Annotated in this window: 18 protein-coding genes; 5 read left to right on the top strand and 13 right to left on the bottom strand. The window is 65.9% G+C overall.

Annotated features, from left to right (window positions below; translation table 11 throughout):
- Positions 1–10: 10 nt before the first annotated feature.
- On the bottom strand, positions 11–982 hold the full coding sequence (locus EPD81_RS05350; protein WP_142804416.1) for an IS481 family transposase: 972 nt from the start codon (positions 980–982) through the stop codon (positions 11–13).
- 124 nt (positions 983–1,106) lie between these two features.
- Between EPD81_RS05350 and EPD81_RS05355 the strand changes: the two genes are divergently transcribed.
- On the top strand, positions 1,107–2,234 hold the full coding sequence (locus EPD81_RS05355) for a glycosyltransferase family 4 protein (RefSeq protein ID WP_142804417.1): 1,128 nt from the start codon (positions 1,107–1,109) through the stop codon (positions 2,232–2,234).
- 6 nt (positions 2,235–2,240) lie between these two features.
- Positions 2,241–3,326, top strand: a complete 1,086-nt coding sequence (locus EPD81_RS05360) for a glycosyltransferase (RefSeq protein ID WP_142804418.1) — start codon at positions 2,241–2,243, stop codon at positions 3,324–3,326.
- 19 nt (positions 3,327–3,345) lie between these two features.
- Here EPD81_RS05360 and EPD81_RS05365 read toward each other — a convergent pair whose 3' ends face one another.
- The 4 genes from EPD81_RS05365 to EPD81_RS05380 all read right to left on the bottom strand — a co-directional run bounded on the left by EPD81_RS05365 (position 3,346) and on the right by EPD81_RS05380 (position 6,686).
- Positions 3,346–4,329, bottom strand: coding sequence for an Rpn family recombination-promoting nuclease/putative transposase (locus EPD81_RS05365; protein ID WP_142804419.1), 984 nt, complete (start codon positions 4,327–4,329; stop codon positions 3,346–3,348).
- A gap of 145 nt (positions 4,330–4,474) precedes the next feature.
- The gene (locus EPD81_RS05370) at positions 4,475–4,738 is read right to left on the bottom strand and encodes a hypothetical protein (protein WP_142804420.1); all 264 of its coding nucleotides are present in this window, start codon (positions 4,736–4,738) and stop codon (positions 4,475–4,477) included.
- The gene (locus tag EPD81_RS05375; RefSeq protein ID WP_142804421.1) at positions 4,735–5,163 is read right to left on the bottom strand and encodes a DNA polymerase III subunit chi; all 429 of its coding nucleotides are present in this window, start codon (positions 5,161–5,163) and stop codon (positions 4,735–4,737) included. Before EPD81_RS05375 ends, EPD81_RS05370 begins: the two co-directional genes overlap by 4 nt.
- A gap of 8 nt (positions 5,164–5,171) precedes the next feature.
- Positions 5,172–6,686 (bottom strand): leucyl aminopeptidase, encoded by a 1,515-nt coding sequence (locus EPD81_RS05380; protein WP_221929230.1) that lies wholly within the window; start codon positions 6,684–6,686, stop codon positions 5,172–5,174.
- Between the two features lie 25 nt (positions 6,687–6,711).
- Between EPD81_RS05380 and lptF the strand changes: the two genes are divergently transcribed.
- Together lptF and lptG are read left to right on the top strand one after the other, a co-directional pair.
- Positions 6,712–7,758, top strand: coding sequence for an LPS export ABC transporter permease LptF (gene lptF / locus EPD81_RS05385; protein WP_185955366.1), 1,047 nt, complete (start codon positions 6,712–6,714; stop codon positions 7,756–7,758).
- A complete protein-coding gene (lptG, locus tag EPD81_RS05390; protein WP_142804424.1) occupies positions 7,755–8,834 on the top strand; it encodes an LPS export ABC transporter permease LptG in 1,080 nt (359 codons plus the stop codon). Before lptF ends, lptG begins: the two co-directional genes overlap by 4 nt.
- 79 nt (positions 8,835–8,913) lie before the next feature.
- Here the strand turns inward: lptG and rplS are convergent, their stop codons facing one another.
- From rplS to EPD81_RS05420, 6 genes are all read right to left on the bottom strand, one after another.
- Positions 8,914–9,312, bottom strand: a complete 399-nt coding sequence (rplS, locus tag EPD81_RS05395; RefSeq protein ID WP_142804425.1) for a 50S ribosomal protein L19 — start codon at positions 9,310–9,312, stop codon at positions 8,914–8,916.
- Between the two features lie 63 nt (positions 9,313–9,375).
- Entirely contained in the window at positions 9,376–10,146 is a 771-nt protein-coding gene (trmD, locus tag EPD81_RS05400) for a tRNA (guanosine(37)-N1)-methyltransferase TrmD (protein ID WP_142804426.1), read from the bottom strand.
- Positions 10,147–10,149: 3 nt separating this feature from the next.
- Positions 10,150–10,662 carry a ribosome maturation factor RimM gene (gene rimM, locus EPD81_RS05405; protein ID WP_142804512.1) on the bottom strand — a complete coding sequence of 171 codons (513 nt, stop codon included), beginning with the start codon at positions 10,660–10,662 and terminating at the stop codon, positions 10,150–10,152.
- 16 nt (positions 10,663–10,678) lie between these two features.
- Complete coding sequence (gene rpsP / locus EPD81_RS05410; protein WP_142804427.1) at positions 10,679–10,930, bottom strand: 30S ribosomal protein S16; 252 nt, start codon at positions 10,928–10,930, stop codon at positions 10,679–10,681.
- A gap of 64 nt (positions 10,931–10,994) precedes the next feature.
- Positions 10,995–11,687 (bottom strand): hypothetical protein, encoded by a 693-nt coding sequence (locus EPD81_RS05415; RefSeq protein ID WP_142804428.1) that lies wholly within the window; start codon positions 11,685–11,687, stop codon positions 10,995–10,997.
- A 5-nt stretch (positions 11,688–11,692) separates the two neighbouring features.
- Positions 11,693–12,286: a CBS domain-containing protein gene (locus tag EPD81_RS05420; RefSeq protein ID WP_185955367.1), complete on the bottom strand. Its 594-nt coding sequence runs from the start codon at positions 12,284–12,286 to the stop codon at positions 11,693–11,695.
- Between the two features lie 111 nt (positions 12,287–12,397).
- Here EPD81_RS05420 and purL point away from each other — a divergent pair, with 111 nt between their 5' ends.
- On the top strand, positions 12,398–16,318 hold the full coding sequence (gene purL, locus EPD81_RS05425) for a phosphoribosylformylglycinamidine synthase (protein WP_142804430.1): 3,921 nt from the start codon (positions 12,398–12,400) through the stop codon (positions 16,316–16,318).
- Positions 16,319–16,356: 38 nt separating this feature from the next.
- Here purL and EPD81_RS05430 read toward each other — a convergent pair whose 3' ends face one another.
- Positions 16,357–16,686 carry a type II toxin-antitoxin system RelE/ParE family toxin gene (locus EPD81_RS05430; protein WP_142804431.1) on the bottom strand — a complete coding sequence of 110 codons (330 nt, stop codon included), beginning with the start codon at positions 16,684–16,686 and terminating at the stop codon, positions 16,357–16,359.
- Positions 16,673–16,924: a type II toxin-antitoxin system prevent-host-death family antitoxin gene (locus tag EPD81_RS05435; RefSeq protein WP_142804432.1), complete on the bottom strand. Its 252-nt coding sequence runs from the start codon at positions 16,922–16,924 to the stop codon at positions 16,673–16,675. Before EPD81_RS05435 ends, EPD81_RS05430 begins: the two co-directional genes overlap by 14 nt.
- Between the last annotated feature and the right edge of the window lie 156 nt (positions 16,925–17,080).

The following is a 17,080-nucleotide window of genomic DNA, read 5'->3' on the forward strand; positions in this document are numbered from 1 at the left end:
GATGGCATGGTTACTTGTCAGGTCCCGGACGATTACGTGGCACTTTTATGAAAAGTTCCGGTTTTTCTGCGTACCATCTTTTCATGGCCTCGATGGGCGGGACATGCCCCAGGGCTTTCTGGGGAATGTGGTGATTGTACAGCCAGACGTAGCGATGAATCGTTGCCTCCAGCGCTTCGCGGCTGTCGAAGCGATGGGTGGCGAGTACCTCGCTGATGCGCCCATTGAAGCGCTCGACCATGCCGTTCGTCTGCGGACGGCGAGGTTTGGTCAGCCGATGCTCGATGTCGAGCGCCTGGCACAGTTCATCGAAGGCATGCGTTCCCGTAGGAGTACGCTCGCCGCGGGTGATGAAGCGGTCGGTGAACTCCTTGCCGTTGTCGGTGAGGATCGTGTGCAGACGAAAGGGGGCCGCCTCAATGAGCGATCGCAGGAAGCGCCGGGCGTTGGCGGCTGTCTTCTCCGGGTAGATGGCCACGAACACCCAGCGCGTCGCCCGGTCGATGGCCACGAAGAGGTAGCGGCGTTTGTCCTCGTCGGGCATCTGCGGCAGGTACTTCACGTCCAGATGCACGAACCCCGGCTCGTAGGACTTGAAGGGCTTGTGCCCAGGCTTTTCCGCTTTGGGCTGCAGGGCCTTGAGCGAACCGACGCCGTGGCGGCGCAGACAACGGTCCAGCCCCGAGCGCGACACGTTGGGTGTGATGAATTCGCGCACCACCGCCAGCAGGTCATCCAGAGGCAGCATCAAGGTCTTGCGCAGCTCCACCACGACGGCCTCCTGAAACGGGGTCAGGTTCGTCTGCAGACGGTGCGCCGTGTGCGGACGATCTTCGACGTCGGTGCGTTTCTTCCAGCGTCGGATGGTGTCCTCCGACACCCCGAGTTCCCGGGCAAGACGCCTCACCGGCAGGTTCGAGCTTTGGATGTAGCGCCGGGTCGCAGGGGTCGTGGTGGCGTTCTTGTGCAGTCGAACCATCATGACTTTTGCCTCCGTAGTTCCTCGATCAGCTCACGCATCGTCTCGCGACCTATGAATAATGCACGACGTCGCGGATCAATGCAATCGTCCGGGACCTGACAACCATATTTGAAGGGATGGGTTGATGTCCAGGATCGCCCTAATCGGCAACCAGGCGTTTTCTTTGCTCAATTTCCGCGGGGCGCTGATCGAGGATCTGGTGGCGGCGGGGGCGGAGGTGTTCGCCTTTGCGCCGGACTACGACGCGGCGGCGCGGGAGCGGGTGCGGGCGCTGGGGGCGGAGCCGGTGGATTTTTCGATCACCCGGGCGTTCGGCAATCCAATGCGGGAGGTGGCGGACATCGTGCGTCTGGCGCGAACGCTGAGGCGCTTGGGCGTGGATGTGTGTTTCAGCTTCATCGTCAAAGTTACGATCTACGCAACGCTTGCGGCGCGCTTGGCAGGCGTACCCAGGCGGGTGGCGATGCTCGAAGGCTTGGGGTTTTCTTTCATCGAAGAAGAGGGGCAAGCTTCACGGCGCAAGCGGCTGATTCGCCAGGCAGTGGTGACGCTTGGCCGTTTTTCCTTGCCGATGGCCAAGCCGTTGATCGTGTTCAACCCGGACGATGAGGAAATGGCGATCCGCCTGCGCTGGGCCAAACCCGAGAACGTGGTGTGCCTTGGCGGTACCGGCGTCGACCTCGACCAATGGCGCCCGGCTCCGCCGGTGACGGAGCCAGTGACGTTTCTGCTCGCGGCGCGTCTGCTGCGGGAAAAGGGGATCGTGGAGTACGTGGAGGCGGCGCGGCGGGTGAAGGCGCGTCATCCGCAGGTGCGCTTCGTGCTTTTGGGCGGGCCGGACGACAACCCTGGCGCACTCACGGAGAGTGAAGTGCGGCGTTGGGTGCAGGAGGGGACGATCGAATGGCCGGGGCACGTGCCGGTGCAGCCGTGGCTCGCGCAGGCGAGCGTCTATGTTTTGCCTTCTTATCGCGAAGGGGTGCCGCGCAGCACGCAGGAGGCGATGGCAATGGGCCGGCCGGTGATCACCACCGACGCGCCCGGTTGCCGCGAGACGGTGGTCGATGGGGTGAATGGCTTTCTCGTGCCGGTGCGCGACGCGGAGGCGCTTGCGCAGCGCATGCTGTGGTTCGTGGCGCATCCGGAGGCAATCGGGCCGATGGGGGCGCAGAGCCGGCGCCTGGCCGAGGAGCGCTTCGATGTGCGCGAAATCAACCGGCGGCTGATGGCGCTGCTCGGGGTGGGGGGTTAGGCGGCGATGATCGTTCTCTTGATGGCGTTTCTGGTGAGTTTCTTGGCGACGCTGGGGGTGATCCGGTGGCACCGCTTTCATGGGCATCTTTCCGCCGACGATGATTTTTCCGGCGTGCAGAAGTTTCACCGCCATTCGGTGGCGCGCATCGGAGGGGTGGGCGTGGCGCTGGGCCTGACGGCTGCGGCGTTGGTGCTGTGGCTCGACGGTCGGGGCATCGCGCGCGAGTTCGCCTTGTTGCTTGCGGCTGGCATTCCGGCGTTTGCCGGGGGGCTTGCCGAGGACATGACCAAGCGCGTGGGCGTGGGAGCGCGGCTTGCGCTTACGATGGGCGCGGCGGCGCTGGGGTTCTGGTTCTTGGGGGCGGCGCTCACGCGGGTGGACGTGCCGCTCGTCGATGATCTTCTCCGCTACGGCCCGGTGGCGTTGCTCTTCACGGCGGTGGCGGTGGGTGGGGTGGCCAATGCGATCAACATCATCGACGGCTTCAACGGCCTGGCGGGCATGGTGGGGGTGATGATCCTCTCGGCGCTGGGGTACGTGGCCTACGTGCTGGGGGACCACCTGCTGTGGAACGTGTGCATCGCCAGCGTGGGGGCGCTGCTGGGCTTTTTCCTGTGGAACTACCCGCGGGGGCTCGTTTTCCTCGGTGACGGCGGGGCGTATTTGGTGGGCTTCCTGATCGGCGAGGTGTCGGTGCTGCTGGTGGGGCGGCACCCGGAGGTGTCGGCGTGGTTCCCCATGCTCTTGGTGGTGTATCCGGTGTTCGAGACGGTGTTTTCCATCTACCGCAAGAAGTTCGTGCGGGGGATCTCTCCCGGGGTGCCGGACGGTTTGCATCTGCACATGCTGGTATTCCGCCGCATCGTGCGCTGGGCCGGGGGGCGCGAGGCGGAGGTGCTGGTGCGGCGCAATTCGGCCACTTCGCCCTATCTGTGGCTGCTGTGCTCGGCCTCGGTGATCCCGGCCGTGCTCTTCTGGCGACACACCTACGTGCTGATGGGCTTCACGCTGGGGTTCGCCGTGCTCTACGTCTGGCTGTACCGGCGCATCGTGCGCTTTCGCACGCCGGGGGTGTTGCGGCGGGGGTGAGGGTGGAACCAGACGGCCGTCATCTTCCGAAGACGTCTTCGAGCCGCTGGGCATCGAGCACGCGGTCGGCCCAAGTCTCGAGTTCCTCGCCGGAAGCCGAGCGCAGGCGCTGCTGCACCCACTCGGGTAAGGGACCGAAGCGGCGCGTGAGCATGCGTTGCAGCAAAAGCGCTTCGCCTTCGAGCCGCCCTTCGAGCCGCCCTTCGAGCCGCCCTTCGAGCCGACCCTCGAGTCGGGCCTCGGTCTTGACTTCTCGTTCCCATTGCTTGAATCGTTCGGCCAGTTGCATGGTGATCTCCCCCAGGTCGTGGGCTTCGGGTACGTCCAGTTCCGGACGCAGGTCGCGCAGTAGATATTCTCGAATCCAGACGGTGAGCAGGCGTTCGAGTTCCGCATCGCCGGCAAACCAGCTGTGCAGCGCCGCGGTGAGCCGGGCCAGGTCTTGCGGCCGTTGCTGGCGCTTGAGCCGCATGGTGGCCGCGACTACGTTCTTCAGCCCGGCGAGCGTCTCGTCACTATAGGCGTTCTCGTCGATGAGCACGTAGGCCAAGCGCGGCAGGTACTTGGCGAGCGTCTCGGGCGGGTCTTGGGGCAGGAGTTCGGCAATGTCGGTGGCCGCACGCCAGGGTTCTTCGCCGGTATAGAAGACGATGGGTAAAACCGGCGGCAGGCGCCTGCCCTTGATCTGTCCGCCCTTGATGAGGTCCTGATAGAGCAGCCCGACGTAGGTGAGGAGGCGTACCGCCATCCAGTGGTCGACGCTACTCTGGAATTCGATCAGAAGATAGAGATAGAGCCAGTCTTCGCCCGTTTTCACCCGCCAGATGACGTCATCAGCGCGCTCGCGCAGGTCTTCGCTCACGTAGCTCGCGGGGACTTTTTCCAGGGTGGTGAAGTCGAGCCGCCCCAGCCCTTCGGCGGGCAGGAACCCTTCGATGAGGTGCTGCACCACCTTGGGTGAGGAGAAGAGGTGCTTGTAGCTGGCATCGTGTCGGGCGTTCATGTCCCCTATTGTAGCCGCATCGGGACCAAAGTTCCTGCGGTTGGGCAGCGCTGTCCTTTTTGTTCGCGGTGCTCTACGTGTGGCTGTACCGGCGCATCGTGCGCTTTCGTACGCCGGGGGTGTTGCGGCGGGGGTGAGCCGCTCGCTATTTCGGCGGCCCCTGCTCCAGCTCGAGCTTCAGCCGGGTGAGGACGCGGGTCTGCAGCAGCTGCATCTCTTCGGCGAGGATCTGCGGCAGGCGCCGTTCGATCCAGCGCAGTTGTGCTTCGGCGGCGGGGGTTAGGGTCTGGTTGGGCGAGGGTGACGAGGCGCTTGCAGGGTTGGGCGTGTCGACCACTTCCGTGAGGAGCGGCAGGTCGTCGACGGGAAGCGGCGGGGCGGTGGGGGAGGGGTCGTTGGTCGGGGTCATGGGGTCGGGGCCTTGCGAGGGATGGCCTGGACGTCGTGCCCTTCGGCGCGGTAGCGACGAAAACGTTCTCGCGCGGGGGCTTTGTCGTTTTCCTGGGGGCCGACGATCTCCAAAACCCATTCGCTGTTCTGATCCAGCTCGGGATGGGAGCGGGCGAGCTGGATGAGGACGGGGCGCGGCGGGATGGGCGCTTCGGCCGTGAGGAGGACGATGGGGGTTTGCCCGGCGAGCGGCGAGCCGGCGGGGACGTTGGGCAGGAAGGCGCCGGATTCCTGAGTCCAGAGGCGATGGGCGAGGGTGGCAAGCATGGTTTCGTCTTCCAGGCGCACGGCCACTTTTTGCCCGGCGCGATAGGCGCGGGCGGCGAGCTCGTAGGCGAGCGCGAGCGGCTCTGGCACGTCGTAGTAGAAGCGGACGTGCGCCATGGGAGGGGTCAGTCGGCCTGACGCCGGGCGGCGGCGCGCGCGAGGAGGAATTCGACGAGCAGCGGCACGGGGCGACCGGTGGCGCCTTTTTTCTCGCCGGAGCGCCAGGCGGTGCCGGCGATGTCGAGATGCGCCCAGGGGACGTCCTCGACGAAGAGGGCGAGGAAACACGCGGCGGTGATGGAGCCTGCAGCGCGGTCGGTGCTGACGTTGGCGACGTCGGCGAAGTTGCTCTTGAGCGCTTCCTGGTATTCCTCCCACAGCGGCAGCTGCCAGGCGGGGTCGGCGGCGCGTTCGCCGCTTTCGAGGAGCGCTTGGGCGAGGGTTTCGTCGTTGCTCATGAGGCCGGTGGCTTCCTTGCCGAGGGCGATGACGATGGCGCCGGTGAGCGTGGCGACGTCGATGAGGCACTCGGGGTGGTATTCGCGCTGGGCGTAGGTGAGGGCATCGCACAGGATGAGCCGCCCTTCGGCGTCGGTGTTGAGGATCTCCACCGTGCGTCCGGCGAGCGTGCGCACGACGTCGCCCGGGCGGGTGGCCGTGCCGCTGGGGAGATTCTCGGTGGCGGGGACGATGGCCACGACGTCGAGCGGGAGCTTGAGCCGGGCGACGGCTTCCAGGGTGCCGAGCACGGCGGCGGCGCCGCACATGTCGAATTTCATCTCGTCCATCTGGGCGGCTGGCTTGAGACAGATGCCGCCCGAATCGAAGGTGATGCCTTTGCCGATGAGGACGATGGGGCGGCGCTTGCCGCGTTTCTCGCCGCTGCCGCGGTATTCGGCCACGATGAACTTGGGCGGAGTCTTGCTGCCGGCGGCCACGGCGAGGAAGGCACCCATGCCGAGGCGCTCCGCGTCTTCGCGCTCGAGCACCTGGACCTTGAGCTCGTACGCCTTGCCGAGTTCGAGCGCCGTTTCGGCGAGCTTGGCAGGGGTGCAGAGGTTGGGCGGGAGGTTGCCGAGCTCGCGGGCGCGCGCCATGCCGGCGGCGATCGCGCGGCCTTCTTCGAGGGCAGCGAGTTCGTCGGGGGCAAGTGGGGCGGACAGCGGCAGTTCGATGCGCTCGGCGCCACGCGGTTTCTTGCCGTTGGTGGTCTTGGTGGCCTCGTAGCGGTAGGTGGCATCTTCCAGGGTGGTGGCGAGCCGGCGCAGGCGCTCGGCGAGCGTGGTGCCGGGCACGTCGGGTTCGGCGAGCGCCACGACCGCCGCGCCGCCGGGGCCGTTAGCGAGCGCCGCGGCCGCCGCGCGCACCGCTTTCATCCAGGCGCGGCGGTCGAGCTTGGCGCGCGGCCCCAGCGAGACGACGTGCAGGCGCTCGGCGTCCAGCCCCGGGAGCGTGGTGTAGGTGTGCAGGCTTCCGGCTTTGTCGAGATCGGTTTCTTCTTTCAGGAGCGCCGAGAGCTTGCCTTTGGTGAGCTTGTCGAGGTGTGTGACGAGCAGGGTGGGTTCGTCGGCGAAGACGGGGAGGACGAAGGAGGCGGCAGGGATTTTTTCGGCGGGTTGGACGTTTATGGTAAATTCCACGGGCTCACTCCTCGTAGTCGATCCGATGATCTTTCGTCGAAGCATTTTAGCCGAGATCGTACAGAACGCGGCGATGGCGGCCTTTGGGCTGCTCGCCGTGGCTCTGACCGTGCTCGTGGTGCGGCTGGTGGGGGAGGCGGCCGGCGGTCAGATTCCGGCCGATCTGGTGTGGACCTTCTTGGGATTGAGCGTGATCGGCCAGTTGCCGCTGGTGCTGGTATTGGGCGGATTCGCTGGGGTGTTGCTGACCATCCAGCGTTTGGCGCGGGATTCGGAGTGGGTGGTTTGGCGTGCGGCCGGGGTGTCGCGCGTGGGTTTTTACGATCCGCTGCTCTTTTTCGCGCTTCCCTTGGCGCTCTTGGTGCTGTGGATCACGATGTGGGTGTCGCCTTGGTCGGAGCGGCAGCGTGCAGAGCTGTTGGCGAGCGCGGCGGCGCGCGACGAGACGCAGAGCGTGGCGCCGGGGGTGTTTCGCGAGTCGGGCGATGGGCGGCGGGTGTTCTTCGTGATGCCGGGCCAGGATGGACGGCAACAGGTGTTCGCGCGTTTGCGGCGAGAGGAGCGCAGTTCCGTGATCTTTGCTGCCGATGCCGAACTTTTCCAGCGGGACGAGGCGCAGTGGGTGCGTTTGCTCGACGGGCGGCGGTACGAAGAAGGGCAGACGCCGTTGGCGTTTCGCATCGAGCAGTTCGAGTGGCAGGAATTGCGTTTGCAGGCGAAAGCGGGCGAGTCACCCAGATTCCGGATGAAGGCGATCCCTTTGCCCGAGTTGCTGGCCGAGCCGGGGCGGCAGGCATTGGCGGAGCTCGCCCGCCGTTTGGGCTTGCCCTTGGCGGTGTTGCTGCTCGTTGCGATGGCTTTGCCGCTGGGTGAGTCGAGTCCGCGTACGAGCAAGGGGTACGCCTTGGTGATGGCCGTGCTCGTGTTCGTGACGTACACGAATTTCATCAGCGTGAGTTACGGGTGGATTGCGCGGGGTCGAATGGAGTTCTGGTCGGGGTTGATGTTGCCGCACGCGCTGGCTGCGTTGGCCTGGCTCGGCTTGATGGTCTGGAGGAACAGACGGGGATGAGCGTGCTGTCACGCTGGATCGTGACGGAGGTGTTGCGGGCCACGGCGGTGGTGACGGCCGTGTTCATCGCACTCTTTCTTTTCTTCGATTTCGTCGATCAGCTCGATGATATCGGACGTGGGGCTTATGGCCTGAAAGAGGCTGCGCTCTATGTCGTGTTGCGGCTTCCGTCTCGTTTGTACGAGTTGCTGCCCATTGCGCTGCTGGTGGGCACGCTGGCGGCGCTGGCGCAGCTGGCGCGGCATTCGGAGCTGGCGGTGCTGCGCGCTTCCGGAATGTCGGTGGGTGGGCTGTGGCGTATCCTCGCCCTGGCGGCGCTGATCCAGGGCGTGATCATTTTCGCGGTGGGGGAGTGGCTGGTGCCTCCGGCGGAGCAGACGGCGCGAAGTTTTCGTTTGCAGGCGATGGGTGGAAGCGACTTTTCCACGGACATGCGCTCGGGCTTGTGGATCCGTGAGGGGGAGGATTTCCTCAACGTGCGTCGCCTGGGGAGTGATGGGCGGCTGCGCGAGCTGGAGATCTATCGTTTCGGGCCGGATCGGGTGATGACGGCGATCGACCAGGTGAAGGAGGCGGAATTCGATCCCGTGCAGGGAGTGTGGCGTTTGAAAGAGGTGCAACGGCGTCGGCTCGCGCCCGAGAGGATCACGGCGGAGTCGCTGCCGGAGCTCGAATGGAGCACGGAGCTCACCCCCCGTGTGCTGGCGGTGCTGATGGTGGAGCCGTACCGCATGAGCATCGGCGCGCTCTACACGTTCAGCCGGCATCTCATACGCAATGGACAGAACGCGGATCGCTATTTGCAGGCCCTGGGACGCAAATTGGTCTATCCGCTGACGGCCTTGGTGATGGTGACATTGGCCTTGCCCTTTGCCTTGGGGCATGCACGAGGCGCTCCGATCGGTTTCAAGGTGTTCCTGGGGACTTTGCTCGGAGTGGCCTTCCACTTGCTCAATTCCCTCGCGGGCAGCCTGGGGGTGCTCGCGGGGTGGTCGCCCTGGTTGGCGGCCGCGCTGCCCGCGATGACTTTCACCTTGCTCGCCCTGGCAATGATGCATTGGGTGGAGCGACGCTGAGGCGGACATGAAAGAAAAAGGCCCGTGCGGGCCTTTTTCCTTTTCCCCGTGCGTTTCGGCGTGGTAGATGCCGGAGGGCTTACTGCTCGGATTGCTGGGCCGCGCCTTCGCGGTTCTTGCGCACGATCTTTTCCTTGATGCGGGCGGCTTTACCGCTGCGCTCGCGCAGATAGTAGAGCTTGGCGCGACGCACGTCGCCGCGGCGCACGACCTGGATCGAGGCGACCAACGGGGAATAGAGCTGGAAGGTACGCTCCACGCCCACGCCGGAGGAGATTTTGCGCACGATGAAGGAAGAATTGAGGCCGCGGTTGCGACGGGCGATGACCACGCCTTCGAAGGTTTGCAGCCGCTCGCGGTTGCCTTCTTTCACCTTGACCTGCACGGCGACGGTGTCGCCGGCGCGGAAGTCGGGGATGGACTTGTCGGCGGTGAGCCGGGCGATTTCTTCGCGTTCGATCTGTTCGATCAGGTTCATCGGGAGCTCCTGGTAGCAAAAACGCCCCTCGAGGGGGCTGGTTGCGCACAGAGCAGCCGGGTTTCAGGCTGATGTGTCGCGTTTCTCTTCTTGCTCGAGTTCTTCGAGCAGGCGCGATTCTAGCACGGAAAGGGGGCGGGAGGCGAGGAGATCCGGGCGCAACGTCCGGGTGCGGCGCAGGCGTTCCTTGAGGCGCCAGCGTGCGATCGCTTCGTGGTTGCCCGAGCGCAGCACTTCGGGCACCGCCCGGCCTTCGAAGACTTCGGGGCGGGTGTAGTGGGGGTGATCGAGCAGGCCGCCGACGTAAGAGTCGGCTTCGACCGACTGCGCGTCGCCCAGCGCCCCGGGCAATTGGCGGATCACCGCGTCGAGTACGACCATGGCGGCGAGCTCGCCGCCGGTGAGGACGAAATCGCCGAGGGAGAGCTCTTCGTCCACTTCGGCTTCGATCACGCGCTGATCGATGCCCTCGTAACGGCCGCAGAGCAGAATGAAAGACGAGTGCGCGGCAAGCCGCATCACTTCGGCGTGATCGAGGCGCTTGCCCTGGGGCGAGAGGTAGATGACCGGGCCGGGGGTGCCGACCGCGCGGAGCTGCTCGGCGCGAGCGTGGCGCAGGGCGGCGGTGAGCGGTTCCGGGCGCATGAGCATGCCGGGGCCGCCGCCGTAGGGGCGGTCATCGACACGCCGGTGGGGATCGTCGGTGAAGTTGCGTGGATCGTGGAGCGTCAGTTCATAGAGACCGCGTTCGTGCGCACGCCGGGTGACGCCGTACTCGGTCAGCGCAGCGAACATGGCGGGGAAGATCGTGACGATGTCGTAGCGGCGGCGCATCGGCTACCAGTCGGGGTCCCAGTCGACGGTGATGCGGCGCCCGGGGAGATCGACGTCGAGTACGTAGGCGCGCACGAAGGGGATGAGGCGGGTGCGATCGTGCGCTTCGTCGCGTACGGAGAGGACGTCGTTCGCGCCGGTGGCAATCAGCTCGGCGACGCGGCCCAGCGCAGTGCCGCCTTTCGTATACACCTCGGCACCGATCAAATCACCCCAGTAGTATTCGTCTTCTTCGGGCTCGGGCAGGGCCTCGCGCGGCGCACCGATGTACCACCCCTGGTAGGCTTCGGCGGCCGTGCGATCGTCGATGCCGGCAAACTTGACGATGAGCCCGCGGCCGTGCGGACGCAGCTCGGCGAGCGACAGGGTCTGCCAAGATTCCGAGGGAGCATCGGGGGCGGGCGCGACCCACCAATGGGGCATTTCGGCCCAGGAACCGGGGTCGTCGCCGTATGCGTGGAGTTTGAACCAGCCTTTGATGCCGAACGGGGCGACGAGGCGCCCCAGGACGACGATGGCCATGGAGCGAGATTCAGGCGGCGTTCTGGCGCGCTTGTTTGACGAGGCGGCGCACGGTGGGGGAGAGCTGGGCGCCGTGGCTGGTCCAGTGGTCGAGGCGGGCGAAATCGATGGAGAGGCCTTTTTCGTTGCCGGAGGCGAGCGGGTTGTAGTAGCCGACGCGTTCGATGAAGCGACCGTCGCGGCGATTGCGCGAATCGGTGACCACGAGGCTGTAGAAGGGGCGCTTCTTGGCGCCGCCACGGGCGAGACGGATGACGACCATGTGGTGTTCCTCAATGTACGATATGACCGAAAATCGCGGATTATACGGGCTTCAGGAAAAGGAATCAATGCCGTGCTGGCACGAGGCGGCGTAGGCGCTCGGGTGCGGCGTATTCGATCACGGTGCGGCCGCGTTCGTCGCGTAGCACGTGGATGCCGCGCTCGGGGTAGAGATAGTGGTGCGTGTCGCTTTCTTCTTCTTTCCAATCGTAGGGGGTGGGGCCGAAGCGTTCGCGGATGACCGCTTCGTCGAGACGCGCTTTGGGTAGGAAAGTGACGAGGGAAAGCGTCAGCCTAGAGAAAGGCGCGAGCTCCGCCTCTTTGAGTTCGGTTTTGCGCGCGCCGGCGGCCGTGGGTGCCTTTTTGCCGCGACGGGAAAATTCATGCTCGAGGAGGGCGGCATCGCCTTCGAAGCGCAGGATCAGCTTGCCTTCGATGTAGCCGGACGTGAAATCGGGGTAATAGGCTTCGAGCACAGGGGTGTTCCCCTCTCGCCCGAGAATGGCCCACTCGCCTTCGTCGCCGAGGTGGCGGCGGACGTCGGCCACGGTGCTGCCTTCTAGGGTGAGGCCGAAGACGACGGGGCGGCCACGCTCGTCGAGCGTGACGCGCCACGGCAGGTGTGGCTCGGGCGCGGAAGTCTGCACGGCCGGCGGGGGGTGCCACAGGAGACGCAGGAGCGGAGCGACGATGATGCCCAGCAGCGTCAGCCCCAGGATCCAATAGAGTTGGCGCAAACGGATTTTCTTTCTGGTCATGAGGTTCAGCGTAGCTCCGATTCGATTTCGGCAAAAGTTTGTGCTCGTGGATCGATGGGGATTTCCGTGCCGAGCTGGCGGGCGATCTGGGTCACGGAAAAGATGCCGCGGATGCTGACCCGGCCATCGCGTTGCTGGGCCACGAGCAGGTGGTGGCGCCCGCATTCCTGCAAGGTGGCGACGACGTTGCCCACTTTGGCGTGGAGGATGTCTTCGAGCAGGACCGCATCGACTTGCGCAAAGGGGGTCATGATGTGCCGCACCAGCACTTCTTCGCGCTTGAGGTGGCTTTCATGGGCGAAGCGCATGGGTTTTTCGCCGAGGAGATCGTTGGCGGTGAGGATGCCCGACAAGGTACCCGAAGGATCGAGCACGAACAGCAAGCGCACGCCGCGGCGGATCATGCGTTCTTCGGCCGCGACGAGCGATTCGTCGGGGTGGGCGGTGACGGGGTGTACCCGCTCGAGATCGGTCATCACCTCGATCGCGGGGGATTCGAGCGTGACCTGGCGGGCAGCCTCTTCGTTCGGCTGGTCGATCGTCGTGCCGGGGACGAGACGAAAGCGGCGCAGGGGTTTCCATGACGAAAACATGTTCATCTCCTCCGTCTCCGGGTGCTTTCTTTGCATCATAGACGATACGGCACCGGAAAGGAAGGGCACTGCGGACGGTATAATCGACGTTTTCCGCAAAGGGTCGACGGTCATCCAATGAGCGAAATCGTCTCGTTCGCAGGGGGCGCCGCCTGGTCGGCGCCGCGGTTGCAGCGTCTGGCGCGGCGTTTGGCCGCGGCGATCGGCCGGGAGGCGACGCTGTCGGCGCAACAGTGGTTCTGGGCCGAGTGCGACACGCCGCTCGATGCGCTCGCCCGCGGGCGCCTCATGGAGCTCCTAGCGGCGCAGCCGGCGCCGGCGGAGGCGCCGACGGACGTGCTGGTGGTGCTGCCGCGTTTCGGCACCATCTCGCCGTGGTCCTCCAAGGCCACCGACATCGCACACCAGTGCGGGCTTTCGGCGGTGCGCCGGGTGGAGCGCGGCATCGTCTATCGGCTGGAGGGGTTCGGGCGGCTTTCTGCGGCGCAGCGCGCGGCGGTGGAGGCGCTGCTGCACGATCGTATGACGGAATCGGTCGTCCACGATCCGGCCGAAGGGGTGAGGCTCTTCGCGCATTTCCCGCCCAAACCGCTCGAGACGGTGCCGCTCCTGCGTGAAGGGCGTGCGGCACTGGAGGCGGCGAACGCTGCCATGGGCCTGGCGCTCTCCGAAGACGAGATCGACTATCTGCTCGAAGCCTACCGGCGCATGCGGCGCGATCCGACCGATGTCGAGCTCATGATGTTCGCCCAGGCCAATTCCGAGCACTGCCGGCACAAGATCTTCAACGCGCGCTGGATCATCGACGGGCAGGAGCAGGAGAAGTCGCTCTTCCAATGGATTCGCGACACGCACGCGGCGCATCCCGAAGGCACCATCGTGGCCTATGCCGACAACGCGGCGGTGTTCGAGGGGCGTGAGTGCGAGGTGCTGCATCCCGACGCCGACGACGTGTGGCGCGCCCATCGTGAGCGCATGCATTTTCTCGGCAAGGTCGAGACGCACAATCACCCCACGGCGATCTCGCCTTTCCCGGGTGCAGCCACGGGCGCGGGCGGCGAGATCCGCGACGAAGGGGCCACCGGCCGCGGCGCCAAGCCCAAGGCGGGGCTTGCCGGGTTCACCGTCTCCAACTTGCATTTGCCCGACTTCGAGCAACCCTGGGAGCGCGCTCATGGGCGCCCGGGGCGCATCGCTTCGCCCCTGGAGATCATGATCGAGGGGCCGATCGGGGCGGCGGCGTTCAACAACGAGTTCGGCCGCCCCAATCTCGCCGGTTATTTCCGTACCTTCGAGCTCGAAGTCGATGGCGAGGTGCGCGGCTACCACAAGCCCATCATGATCGCCGGCGGGGTGGGGGCGATCCAGGCGCGGCAGGCGAAGAAAGTCGGTTTCGCGCCGGGAACGCTGCTGATCCAGCTCGGCGGGCCGGGGATGCTGATCGGTCTGGGCGGCGGGGCGGCCTCTTCGGTGAGCGCGGGCACGAACGAGGCGGAGCTCGACTTCGCCTCGGTGCAGCGGGGCAACCCGGAGATGCAGCGCCGCTGTCAGGAAGTGATCGATCGCTGCTGGCAACTCGGCATCGACAATCCCATCCTCTCCATCCACGACGTGGGCGCCGGGGGGCTGTCGAACGCCTTGCCCGAGCTCGTCGATGGGGCCGGTCTGGGGGCGCACATCGAGCTGCGCGAGATCCCGATCGAGGAGCCGGGCATGAGCCCGCGCGAGATCTGGTGCAACGAGGCGCAGGAGCGCTACGTGCTGGCCGTGGCGCCGCAGCAGCTCGAGCGTTTCGCCGCCATCTGCGCGCGCGAGCGTTGTCCCTTCGCCGTGGTGGGCGAGGCGAGCGAGGACGGCATGCTCGTCGTGCACGATCGGCTATTCGGCAACGATCCGGTGCGCATGGAGATGGAGACGCTGCTGGGCAAGCCGCCGAAGATGGTGCGCAACGTTTCGCGCCGGGCGATCCACCTTCCCCCCTTCGATCTCACGCCGATCGCGCTCGACGAGGCGATCGAGCGGGTACTGGCGTTGCCGGCGGTGGCGAGCAAGAAGTTCCTCGTCACGATCGGGGATCGCACCGTCGGCGGCTTGACGGCGCGCGACCAGCTGGTGGGGCGCTGGCAGGTGCCGGTGGCCGACGTGGCGGTCACTTCGGCCGATTTCACGGGATACGCGGGCGAGGCCTTCGCCATGGGCGAGCGCACGCCGCTTGCCTGCGTCGATCCGGCCGCCTCGGGGCGCATGGCGGTGGGCGAGGCGATCACCAACCTCGCCGCGGCCGACGTGGCCGAACTCACGCGGGTGAAACTCTCGGCCAACTGGATGGCGGCGGCGGGGCACCGCGGCGAGGATGCGCGGCTCTACGAGACGGTCGCGGCCGTGAGCCGCTTCTGTCAGGCGGCGGGGCTCGCGATTCCCGTGGGCAAGGATTCGCTCTCCATGAAGACGGCCTGGCGCGAGGCCGACGGCGGCGAGCGCGCGGTGATCTCGCCCGTGTCGCTCATCGTCACGGCCTTTGCCCCGGTCGAGGACGTGCGTCGCACGCTCACGCCGGAGCTCGTGCACGATGGCACGCGCGAGACGGAACTGGTGCTGATCGACTTGGGCGAGGGCAAGAACCGCCTGGGAGGCTCGGCGCTCGCCCAGGTGTATGCCTCGGTGGGCGAGCAGGCGCCCGACGTGCGCCCCGAGACGCTGACCGGATTCTGGCGCGCGCTGCGGGCACTGCGCGCGCGCGGCCTGGTGCTCGCTTACCACGACCGCTCCGACGGCGGCTTGCTCGCCTGCGCCGCCGAGATGATGTTCGCCTCGGGCTGCGGCCTTTCGCTGCAGCTCGACACGGTGGCGATCGCGGGCGCTTGCCTGGACGTGGATTCGACCAAGCGATCCGACACCGTGCTCGGACGGCGCAACGACGCGGTGCTCTCGGCCCTCTTTGCCGAGGAGCTGGGAGCGCTCATCCAGATCGAGCGCGACCGGCGCGAGGAGGTGCGCGAGATCCTGCGCGAGCACGGCCTCGTGCATCATTTCGTCGGCACGCTGAACGATCGCGACGAACTGCGCCTGTGGCACGGCGGGCAGCTTCTCTACGCCGCTCCGCGCACGGCGCTGTGGCAGCGCTGGAGCGAAGTGAGCCGGCGCATCGCCCGCTTGCGCGATGACGAATCCTGCGCCGAGGAGGAATTCGCTGCGCTGGCCGATGCCGAGGATCCCGGCCTTTTCTGTGCGCCCACTTTCGAAGTAGGCAAGGCGCCCATGGTGGCAAGCGGCGCTCGCCCGCGCGTGGCCATCCTGCGCGAGCAGGGGGTCAATAGCCACGCGGAAATGGCCGCGGCGTTTTCCCGCGCCGGGTTCGAGGCCGTGGACGTGCCCATGACCGATCTCATCGCCGGCCGGCGCCAGCTCGAGGAATTCAAGGGAATCGCCGCCTGCGGCGGGTTTTCCTACGGCGACGTGCTCGGAGCCGGGGCCGGCTGGGCCAAGGCCATCCTCTACAATGAAACGCTGCGGGCGCAGTTCGCGGCGTTCTTCGCGCGCGAAGATAGCTTCGCTCTGGGAGTATGCAACGGCTGCCAGATGATGGCGCAACTATCGCCCATCATCCCGGGCGCAGCGCACTGGCCGCGTTTCGTGCGCAACCGCAGCGAGCAGTTCGAAGCGCGCTTCGTGATGGTGGAGGTGCTCGAGAGCCCTTCCATCTTCTTCGCGGGGATGGCGGGCAGCCGCCTGCCCATCGTCGTGAGCCACGGCGAGGGGCGTACCGAGTTCGCCTCGTCCGAACAGGCTGCCAAGGCGATCGCGACGCTGCGCTACGTCGATCACCGCGGCGCCCCTACCGAGCGCTATCCGTTCAATCCGAACGGCTCCGCGGGCGGTTCGACGGGCTTCACCACGCCCGATGGCCGATTCACCATCCTCATGCCGCACCCGGAACGCGCTTTCCGCACGGTGCAATGGTCCTGGGCACCGCCTGGCCTGGGCGAGGAAGCTCCGTGGTTCCAACTCTTCCTCAATGCCCGTCGCTGGGTGGGGTGAAAGAGCCGCGAGCGCGCGCCATCGCAGAGGGGCTGGCACTACCGATCTGCAATCAGTCGCTCGATGGCCGCGCGATAGGCAACCATGTCCTCGCGCTTGGCGATGGCCAGCACCAGCACGACCAGAGCATCGTCCTCGACCTGATACACCAGTCGGTAGCCCTGCTTGAGCAGTTTGATCTTGTAGCAGTCGCGCAGATCCCCGTGCAATTCCGCGCCGGGGACGCGCGGCTGCTCCAGACGCTTCTCGAGTAGTTTCTTGAAGACGGCTTTGAGGCTGCCGTCCAGGGCGTTCCATTCCTCCAGCGCTGCGGGCAGAAACTTCAGGCGATATTTCGTTGCCCCGGACGAAGGATCAGAGCTCGTCAAGATCCACCTCGACGGCGCTGTCCTTCATGGCCAGACGTCGGCGGGCTAAATCGACCAAATCGCGGTCGGCCAACTCTTCGACCAGCGCCTCGAAGAGCTTGGGAGTGATCAGGTAGAAGGCTGGACGGTTGTGGTTGAGTACCGCCACGGGCTTCTCGCCCGCGGCGCGCAGCACCCGTGCCGGGTTGCGCTTGAACTCGGACATGCTGATGGAGTAGTTGGCGTAGATTGCATCCATGATGCGTTCCCCTCAAAGTAACGGCTACGAATATGGCTCTAAATATAGCGCTTTTTCGAGAAGTGTGGGGCGTGTCGATCTAATATCTTGTAGAAACACCCTCTCTTGTAAAAACCCCCTCGATGGTGCTATAGTTCATCATCTCGTCCGGGCAAA

Origin of the sequence: Tepidiphilus sp. J10 (assembly GCF_006980785.1) — a bacterium.
GTDB lineage: Bacteria > Pseudomonadota > Gammaproteobacteria > Burkholderiales > Rhodocyclaceae > Tepidiphilus > Tepidiphilus olei.

Coding starts and splice junctions, on each gene's coding strand:
- EPD81_RS05350 (WP_142804416.1), bottom strand. CDS start 982: ATGATGGTTCGACTGCACAAGAACGCCACCACGACCCCTGCGACCCGG.
- EPD81_RS05355 (WP_142804417.1), top strand. CDS start 1,107: ATGTCCAGGATCGCCCTAATCGGCAACCAGGCGTTTTCTTTGCTCAAT.
- EPD81_RS05360 (WP_142804418.1), top strand. CDS start 2,241: ATGATCGTTCTCTTGATGGCGTTTCTGGTGAGTTTCTTGGCGACGCTG.
- EPD81_RS05365 (WP_142804419.1), bottom strand. CDS start 4,329: ATGAACGCCCGACACGATGCCAGCTACAAGCACCTCTTCTCCTCACCC.
- EPD81_RS05370 (WP_142804420.1), bottom strand. CDS start 4,738: ATGACCCCGACCAACGACCCCTCCCCCACCGCCCCGCCGCTTCCCGTC.
- EPD81_RS05375 (WP_142804421.1), bottom strand. CDS start 5,163: ATGGCGCACGTCCGCTTCTACTACGACGTGCCAGAGCCGCTCGCGCTC.
- lptF (WP_185955366.1), top strand. CDS start 6,712: ATGATCTTTCGTCGAAGCATTTTAGCCGAGATCGTACAGAACGCGGCG.
- lptG (WP_142804424.1), top strand. CDS start 7,755: ATGAGCGTGCTGTCACGCTGGATCGTGACGGAGGTGTTGCGGGCCACG.
- rplS (WP_142804425.1), bottom strand. CDS start 9,312: ATGAACCTGATCGAACAGATCGAACGCGAAGAAATCGCCCGGCTCACC.
- trmD (WP_142804426.1), bottom strand. CDS start 10,146: ATGCGCCGCCGCTACGACATCGTCACGATCTTCCCCGCCATGTTCGCT.
- rpsP (WP_142804427.1), bottom strand. CDS start 10,930: ATGGTCGTCATCCGTCTCGCCCGTGGCGGCGCCAAGAAGCGCCCCTTC.
- EPD81_RS05415 (WP_142804428.1), bottom strand. CDS start 11,687: ATGACCAGAAAGAAAATCCGTTTGCGCCAACTCTATTGGATCCTGGGG.
- EPD81_RS05420 (WP_185955367.1), bottom strand. CDS start 12,286: ATGAACATGTTTTCGTCATGGAAACCCCTGCGCCGCTTTCGTCTCGTC.
- purL (WP_142804430.1), top strand. CDS start 12,398: ATGAGCGAAATCGTCTCGTTCGCAGGGGGCGCCGCCTGGTCGGCGCCG.
- EPD81_RS05435 (WP_142804432.1), bottom strand. CDS start 16,924: ATGGATGCAATCTACGCCAACTACTCCATCAGCATGTCCGAGTTCAAG.